We start from the raw sequence: 5838 nt of genomic DNA, 5'->3' as shown, positions 1-5838 counted from the left end.
CCCGTTCGACAGTCCGGGCACACCCAACCCGGCCGACATCGCCGGGGCGCCCTCGGCCTCCAGCCCGGCGCCCACACCCACCACGCACTCACCGACGCCGGCCGCGCCGCCCTCCCCGCGCCCCACCGCCAGCAGCCCGCCCCCGACGGTCGGGCAACAGGTGCCGGTCAGCCTCCGAGAGGTGAGCAGCGAGTTCGCCGCCGTCCTGGCCACCGCGGTCGCCCATGGCGACGTCGACCGGCGGACCGCCGAGGACCTGCGCGACGACCTCGCCGACCTGAGCCGCCGTACCAAGGACCGCGCCAAGCGCGTCGCCGACCTGCGGGAGCACATCGCCGAGCTGGTCGAGCGCGACCGGCTGCCGGCGCGCACGGGCGCTCAACTCGACGCGCTGCTCGGTCAGGCCAGCAGCTCCTCCAGTGGCCGTACGGACGACTGATACCTCCGTCGATGCCGCTGGCATGATGTCCCGATGCGGACACGTCTGATCTTCGTGCGACATGGCGAGTCGCTCCACCAGATCGAGGGCATCATCGGTGGGCCACGTGGCTGTCTCGGCCTCACCCCCCTGGGCCACGAGCAGGCACACCACCTGGCGCAGCGGCTCACCGGTGAGGTCGCAGCCGACCGGCCGGTGGCGGTCTACTCGTCCGTGCTGCGCAGGGCCGTCGAGACCGCGCAACCGATCGGCGCGGCGTTCGGCGTCCGATCGGTGGCCGACTGCGGGCTGTGCACCTGGCACACACCCCCGTACGCCGACGGCATGCCGACCGCCCGCTTCCGGACCGAGCACGCGGTACCGGGAGGGGGCGTGTTCCGGCCGTTCGAGGAGGGCAACGAGAGCTGGGCCGAACTGGTGGTCCGGGTCAGCCGCGCGATCATGGAGATCGCCCACCGGCACCGGGGTGGCACAGTGATCCTGGTCGGGCACAGCGAAACCGTCGAGGGCGCGTTCCACGCGCTCGGCGCGCAGCCCATCTTCCGGGCGTTCGACCTGGACGTGCCCCCGGCCTCGATCACCGAGTGGACCACCGACCACGACCCCGGCGACTGGCCGCCGGCCCGCTGGACGCTACGCCGCTTCGCCGACACCGGTGGGTGGGCTAGAGGGTGATCCAGTACCGCCGTACCGGCGCGGGGCCCGGGACCGGCTCGAGGACGCCGCCGTGGTGCTCGATCGTCCGCGCCGACGCGGTGTTGTCCACCTCGCAGAGCACCAGCACCCGATCCAGACCGAGGGCCCGCGCCGTGTCGAGCATCCGGCCCAGCGCCCAGGTCGCCAGCCCACGACGGCGTGCGGACGGGCGGATGCCGTAGCCAATATGGCCGGCGACCCGCAACAGGTGGTCGTCGAGGTCGTGTCGCAACGCGATCCCGCCGAGCACCCGGTCGTCCTCGACGATCCACCGGTACGTGCACCGCACCCGACCGGCGTCCAGTGGCCGGTCCGGATCCGACCGGTCGTTCAGCCGGGTCACCCAGGCCGCGAACCCGGCCGGCGAGCGCACCTCATCGGTCGCCCGCAGCCCGAAACCGTCCTCGTGCCGGCCCGGACCCCACTCGTCGTGCGCCTCCAGCCAGGCGGCGTGCAGGGCGACGGTGGGCGCGACCAACACGGGCATCGGGCGACGCTACTCGGCGGCAAGGATCTGCTCGCGCAGGATCTCCGCGTGCCCGCAGTGCTGGGCCAGCTCGCGCAACACGTGCAGGTAGACCCAGCGCAGCGGCAGCGGCCCGCGCCGGTTGCCGCGCAACACGTCGTCCAGCCCCAGCGACGCCGTCGCCCGGCGGGACGCCTCGCACGCCTCCCGGTGCGACCGCTGGATGCTGGCGACGGTGTCGTCGTCGTCGAGGATGAACGACTCGTCCGGCGTCGCGGGGATGCCGATCTCGGCGCGCGACCGGCAGGTGACGGCCTCGTCGAACCAGACCCTCTCCACGAACGCGGTGTGCTTCACCAGCCCCAGCAGTGTGGTCCGCGACGGCACCAACGACCGGCGCGCCTGCTCCTCGGTCAGCCCGTCCAGGCAGCCGTTGAGCGCCCTGCGGTGCTCGTCGATGAAGGCCTCGAACTGCGTCTTGGCCGGCTGGCCGATGACATCGTCGGCGAAGGTCCCCGGGAAGGTGGTCACCCGCGAAGCATTCCAAGGCCGCCGCCGACGCGCAAACAGCGCACCGACGGGTCGTGACCGGTCAACCGATGCTGACGGTGATCCAGCCGCCCGGGTCGGCGCCCGCCCGGGCGTACACCTCGCCGTCCGGCTGCCAGATGCCCGACCGACCCGCGGCCTCGGGGTAGCCGCCGCCGGTCGACCCGGCGAAGCTCGCCACCGCGACCCAGCTGCCATGAGCGGTGGCGACGCGCCGCGCCCGCTGGTCGATCACGGCGGCGTCGCGCGCCGACTCCAGGACTCCCGCCACGTACCCGTCGATGCCGAGCGCGGCGGTCCGGGCCGCGTGCGCCGCGACGCCGGTGTCCTTGCAGATCGCCAACCCCAGCCGCCAGCCGTCCACGGTGAGCACGGCTGGGGCGTTGCCCGGCCGGAACCGGCGGGCCTCCGCGTCACCCAGCCACATCTTCCGGTACGCCACCGACACCCCGTCGCCGGTCACCGCCAGCATCGCGATGTGGTCGCCCACCACCGGCGCACCGACCAGGGCCCACGTGCCCGTCTCCGCGCACGCCTCGATCAGCGGCACCAACAGTGGGTCGTCGACCGACACGACCGGGGCGTCCAACTCGTACCCGGTCAGCGACAGCTCCGGAAAGACCACCACCCGGGCGCGCGCCGCGCGGACCGCGGCCGCGTGCGCCCGCGCGTTCGCCGCGACGTCCAGGGCTACGCACCGCGGCTGGGCCACCGCGAGCCGTAGCGGGGTGCGGTTTTCCACACCCCCGGCGGTGTGGTCGACCCGTCCGGCCGGGTGGTCGACCGCATGGTCGACTCTCAGGATCGCTTCGTAGCGTGGGGGCATGATTCGAACGTCGCACGTCGTGCTCGCCACCGGAACCCCCACCGCGGTAGCGGAACCGCCGCAGGGTGGGATCGTCGGCTACGTCAGTGACCTGGTGGAACGGCTCGGCGGGCCGGGTGCCGGCCTGGCGGTGGCGTTGGAGAACCTGTTCCCGCCGATTCCCAGCGAGGTGATCCTTCCGCTGGCCGGGTTCGTCGCCGCGCAGGGTCGGATCAGTCTGGTCGGTGCGATCTTCTGGACCACGTTGGGCTCGGTGCTGGGGGCGCTGGCGCTCTACCTGATCGGCGCGTCGCTCGGCCGCGATCGGATGCGCGCCATCGTGGCCCGGCTGCCACTGGTCAAGCTCAGCGACGTGGACCGGACCGAGGCCTGGTTCCTGCGCCACGGAGTGAAGGCGGTCTTCTTCGGCCGGATGATCCCGATCTTCCGGAGCCTGATCTCCATTCCGGCCGGGGTGGAGCGAATGCCGGTGCGGATCTTCCTCCTCTACACCACCCTGGGCAGCCTGATCTGGAACACCACGTTCGTGCTCGCCGGCTATCTGCTCGGGGACAACTGGCACCTCGTCGAGGGCTATGTCGGCACCCTCCAGAACGTGGTGATCGTGGTCTGCGCGGCGGCGCTCGCCTGGTTCGTCGGCTCCCGGGTGCTGCGCGCCCGCCGTGGCGCCCAGATCTCCGAGCCGACCGACGCCGAGCAGCACTCGCTGCACGGCGTGCCCGACCCCGGCGGGCGGGGCACCCTCTACCGGGGCGGATCGTGGGCCTCGGACGAGCACTAGCGTGTCGCCGAGCGCCGCTGCTTCACCCCACGCACCGCCGGCCCGCCCGCCAACGCGTCAGGTGAAGCAGGGCAGCGGGCACGGAATCGACCAGGGGAGGGACGGCACGATGGTGCGGAGGCGACCGGTCGCGTGGTGGGGTCGGCTCCGGCTGCCGGTCGGCGTCGCCGTCGGAATCGCGACGGCCGCCGTCGAGCTCGCCTTCCTGGGCGTGACCGCCGTCGCGGTCAGCGTCTCCGCGATCGCGCCCCCGGCCAGCCGCCGGGTTGGGGACCTGATCCGCAGCGGTGCCGGGTGGCTGGTGCGGCTGGAACGCCACCGCCTCGCCGGCCTGCACGCCGGAGGCGAGCTGTCCGTGCTCGGCGAGGTGGCCACCCGACGGCAGCTCGGCTACCTGGCCGCCCGGCTGTTGCCCGGCACCCTCGCTCTGCTGGCGTACGCCCTGCTGGGCATCGGCGCGGTGCTGGCCGGGATCGTCCTGCGCGCGGTGCTGCGCGGCGAGCTGACCCTCGCCGATGCGCTGTCCCAGGTCACGGTCGGGGCGGTGCTGCTCCTGCTCAACGTCCAGGCTCTCGCCAGTATCGCCGCTCTGGACGTCCGGCTGGCGCGACGCCTGCTCGGCCCGGGAAGTCGGGCGGAGCTGACCCGGCGGGTCCAGGAGCTGACCAGCAGCCGAGCCGGCGTCATCGCCGCGGTCGACGCGGAGCGGCAGCGCATCGAACGTGACCTGCACGACGGCCTCCAGCAGCGGCTGGTCGCGCTCGGCATGCTGCTCGGCCGGGCCCGGCGGGCCCGTGACACGGACCGCACCCGTGCGCTGCTCGCTCAGGCACACCAGGACGTGCAGCGGGCCGTCGAGGAGTTGCGGGAGGTGGCGTGGCGGGTCTATCCGTCGGCGTTGGACAGCAGCGACCTGGGTGAGGTGCTGGCGATGGTCGCCCGCCGCTCCGAGGTGCCGGTCCGGATCCACTGTGCGCTGCCGGTTCGCCCCGACCGGCAGATCGAGACGGTGCTCTACTTCGTCGCCTGCGAGGCACTCACCAACGCGGCGAAGCATGCCGCCGCTACCCTGGTCGCGGTCCAGATCGAGGTGCGGGAGGGTTGGATTCGGATGCGCGTGCACGACGACGGCGTCGGCGGTGCCGACCCGGCCGGCCGTGGCCTGTCCGGGCTGGCGCGCCGCGTCGCCGCGCTGGACGGCCGCCTGACGGTGCAGAGTCCGGCCGGCGGTCCGACGACAGTGCTGACGGAGTTGCCGTGCGGCTAGTTCTCGCCGAGGACTCGACGCTGCTCCGGGAGGGCCTCACCCGGCTGCTCGCCGAAGAGGCCCACGAGGTGGTCGCCGCGGTCGGTACTGCCGACGAGCTGGTCGAGGCGGTCGAACGGTCCCGTCCCGACGTCGTTGTCACCGATGTCAGGATGCCGCCCACCCATACCGACGACGGGCTACGCGCCGCGTTGGAGATCCGTCGGCGTGGCCGGCCACCGGCGTCCTCGTGCTCTCCCAGTACGTGGAGAGGCGTTACGCCGGCCGGCTACTCGCGGATCGCCCAGAAGGGGTCGGCTACCTGCTCAAGGACCGCGTCGCCCAAGTGGACGACTTCCTCGACGCCCTCGACCGGGTAGCCGCCGGGGAAACCGCACTCGACCCGGAGGTGGTCCGTCAGGTGGTGGCCGGCTCCGACCGGGCCGATCCACTCGGTCGCCTCACCCCGCGTGAACGGGACGTACTGCACGAAATGGCCCAGGGGCATACGAACCTCGCCATAGCCGAGCGGCTGCACGTCTCACAGAGCGCGGTGGAGAAGCACGTCAACGCCATCTTCGACAAGCTCGACCTTGCCCACGCGACCGGTTACAGTCGCCGAATCCTCGCTGTCCTGCGCTACCTCGGTCCCATCGATTCCGTCGAAATCGACGTGACGACCGGTTTGGCCTGACTGTCAAAGTCGTGCGGGGCGTCTGTCCAGCCCATGCCTTCTGGGTGTGACCGGCTGCACCGGTGGGCCGGAATCATGGCTGGGCCGGGGTCGTTACACACCCTGACGATCGCAGGACCTCGGCCGATCACTCGGCCTTGG

Annotated in this window: 7 protein-coding genes and 1 pseudogene; 5 read left to right on the top strand and 3 right to left on the bottom strand. The window is 72.5% G+C overall.

Features of this window, described 5'->3' with window-relative positions; all coding sequences use genetic code 11:
• The first annotated feature begins 181 nt into the window (after positions 1–181).
• Both JM949_RS32790 and JM949_RS32785 read left to right on the top strand, forming a co-directional pair.
• A complete protein-coding gene (locus JM949_RS32790) occupies positions 182–439 on the top strand; it encodes a hypothetical protein (protein WP_203151942.1) in 258 nt (85 codons plus the stop codon).
• A 33-nt stretch (positions 440–472) separates the two neighbouring features.
• Entirely contained in the window at positions 473–1114 is a 642-nt protein-coding gene (locus JM949_RS32785; RefSeq protein ID WP_203151941.1) for a histidine phosphatase family protein, read from the top strand.
• Here the strand turns inward: JM949_RS32785 and JM949_RS32780 are convergent.
• The 3 genes from JM949_RS32780 to JM949_RS32770 form a co-directional block, all read right to left on the bottom strand.
• Positions 1104–1622: a GNAT family N-acetyltransferase gene (locus JM949_RS32780; protein WP_203151940.1), complete on the bottom strand. Its 519-nt coding sequence runs from the start codon at positions 1620–1622 to the stop codon at positions 1104–1106. The genes JM949_RS32785 and JM949_RS32780 overlap by 11 nt on opposite strands.
• 9 nt (positions 1623–1631) lie before the next feature.
• On the bottom strand, positions 1632–2132 hold the full coding sequence (locus tag JM949_RS32775) for a DinB family protein (RefSeq protein WP_203151939.1): 501 nt from the start codon (positions 2130–2132) through the stop codon (positions 1632–1634).
• Positions 2133–2193: 61 nt separating this feature from the next.
• Positions 2194–2976 carry a carbon-nitrogen hydrolase family protein gene (locus tag JM949_RS32770; RefSeq protein WP_203151938.1) on the bottom strand — a complete coding sequence of 261 codons (783 nt, stop codon included), beginning with the start codon at positions 2974–2976 and terminating at the stop codon, positions 2194–2196.
• Between JM949_RS32770 and JM949_RS32765 the strand changes: the two genes are divergently transcribed.
• The 3 genes and pseudogenes from JM949_RS32765 to JM949_RS32755 all read left to right on the top strand — a co-directional run bounded on the left by JM949_RS32765 (position 2975) and on the right by JM949_RS32755 (position 5697).
• On the top strand, positions 2975–3757 hold the full coding sequence (locus tag JM949_RS32765; RefSeq protein WP_203151937.1) for a DedA family protein: 783 nt from the start codon (positions 2975–2977) through the stop codon (positions 3755–3757). The genes JM949_RS32770 and JM949_RS32765 overlap by 2 nt on opposite strands.
• A gap of 109 nt (positions 3758–3866) precedes the next feature.
• The gene (locus tag JM949_RS32760; RefSeq protein WP_203151936.1) at positions 3867–5024 is read left to right on the top strand and encodes a sensor histidine kinase; all 1158 of its coding nucleotides are present in this window, start codon (positions 3867–3869) and stop codon (positions 5022–5024) included.
• A pseudogene (locus JM949_RS32755) lies at positions 5015–5697 on the top strand (response regulator). The gene JM949_RS32760 and the pseudogene JM949_RS32755 overlap by 10 nt, the downstream one beginning before the upstream one ends.
• Positions 5698–5838 lie beyond the last annotated feature (141 nt).

It is taken from the genome of Micromonospora tarensis (assembly GCF_016803395.1).
Classification (GTDB): Bacteria; Actinomycetota; Actinomycetes; order Mycobacteriales; family Micromonosporaceae; genus Micromonospora; species Micromonospora tarensis.
This window is presented reverse-complemented; position numbering and strand designations above follow the sequence as displayed.